Genomic DNA, 1,783 nt, shown 5'->3' on the forward strand with positions numbered 1-1,783 from the left:
TATGTCGCGAAAGCTATTTTATACCGGGCGGACTCCCTGAGTACACTCAAAGACAGTGGCCCCAGAGAGGGCTTAGCCCGACGGGGACGATGTTTTTGGGGGTTCGGGGGGTCAGGGTCCCGGTGTCAAATAGAACGTGAAATAAAAAGACTTTAAATACACTTTAAAAAGTGTTAATATTGCACTATAAAAGGAGAGTGATTAAAATGGCTGCTACAAAATCTAGAGCAAATATTTATTTACCGGAAGAGGTACATCAATGGTACAAAGACAGGGCTTCTAATCAAGGTAATAATATGAGTGCTTTGGCATCGTTTGTGCTTCAAAAATACATGTTAGAAACTAAATACATGGAAGAAGATTTACCTAAATTCATCGAGATCGCTGAGAAAATGGGCTATGAAGACCCTGATGGATTGATTCAAGTCATGAAGACGATTATGGAAAAAAACGGAGTAAATTGATGAAAAAAATGCGCTTTCCTCTAACAGGCGCATAACCCTAAAAACTTTTTAATTTGCAGACCTCGCTCCTTTCTTTTTTAACTTGATTTTAATTCCACATTAGGCGAAAAGTTGGTGATGAAATGACTTCGTTTTCTTTAGACCGGTTAACTATTTTGGGAGATATGAATGAGGATTTAGAAAATCTTATTCGTTACCTAGAATATCGAGTTTTGCTGAATAGAATAAGAAGTGCTTATCCTTACGAATATGCTTATACGATTCCTGGTGGTAAGGGAATCATTCAAGTAGCTAGAAAAGATGCTAAGGTTCCTCAGATACGTTTTGAGTTCAATCCTAAGCACTCGAAAGACTCTGAGATTTTCGCTTTGTACAGGTCGATCATTGGTTACTTGAAAAACGTATATTGTACTCGGGCGGACTTGGCGTTTGATTATGAAGAAGATTTAGAAGGTGTGAGATGGATTGATTACTTAGGTCGTCCGGGTAGCATGTTTTGGGGCGGTGCTGGAGACAATCAGACGTATTATGTTGGTGGTGCTAGCTCTAAATTACAAATCGTTACTTACAACAAACGTGCGGAACGTGCTAGCAAAATGGGATTGCCTGAGGAAACTATCTCATCTGAGGATTGGTGGAGAATTGAGGCAAGATTGGATAAGGAAGAAGTTTCTAACTTCTTGGAAGATGATTCTTACAACCCGTTTAACGATGCTGTGCCATACTCTACAATACCGTTGGGCATGAATACTCTTAAGGCGACAGATAAGCTGATTCTGTTGGGCTTATTAACTCCTGAGGGGAAAACAATTTTAGCTGATCTCTCGTTTCCTACAAGGAAAAAATACAAGCAGATGCTTGAAACGTACACAATGCCTCTTCCAATTGATATAAAAGGTGACTTTGAAGACGCAAAAAAAGACCTGCGGCAACAGGTCTATCGTTGGTTAAACTACGCAAGAGTAGTAGTTAGCTGATACTTAGATTATACCATAATTGAATAGAACTGGGGCACCTTGGCTTGGGTGTCCTTTTTCGTGTATCTACACAGGAAACGTATGTACAGGCGTATCGGAAGCGGAGGGCGGAAGGGAGTACCTGCGACCAGCAGGGGGTACCCTACGCCACCGAACCGACACGCATTAACACGGACACTGTCTAGAGTTGAAAAGAAACCAAATCTAGGCTTCCAGTAAACAATTGATTGCAAAGTATACTAACGATTTAAAATCAAACAGATGTATACAAAGTGATTTTACTTACCCGTTTCTTGGAACAAGAGTATAACGGGCTATACTCTAGGAAGTACATTCAGTGTT

At 40.3% G+C, this 1,783-nt stretch carries 2 protein-coding genes; both read left to right on the plus strand.

Annotated features, from left to right (window positions below):
- Positions 1 to 206: 206 nt before the first annotated feature.
- Positions 207 to 464 (plus strand): hypothetical protein, encoded by a 258-nt coding sequence (locus MKY22_RS17330; RefSeq protein WP_341090788.1) that lies wholly within the window; start codon positions 207 to 209, stop codon positions 462 to 464.
- A gap of 164 nt (positions 465 to 628) precedes the next feature.
- Entirely contained in the window at positions 629 to 1,441 is an 813-nt protein-coding gene (locus MKY22_RS17335; RefSeq protein ID WP_341090790.1) for a replication initiation factor domain-containing protein, read from the plus strand.
- The last annotated feature ends 342 nt before the right edge of the window (positions 1,442 to 1,783 follow it).

The sequence above is a fragment of the Exiguobacterium sp. FSL W8-0210 genome (assembly GCF_038006045.1).
Classification (GTDB): domain Bacteria; phylum Bacillota; class Bacilli; order Exiguobacteriales; family Exiguobacteriaceae; genus Exiguobacterium_A.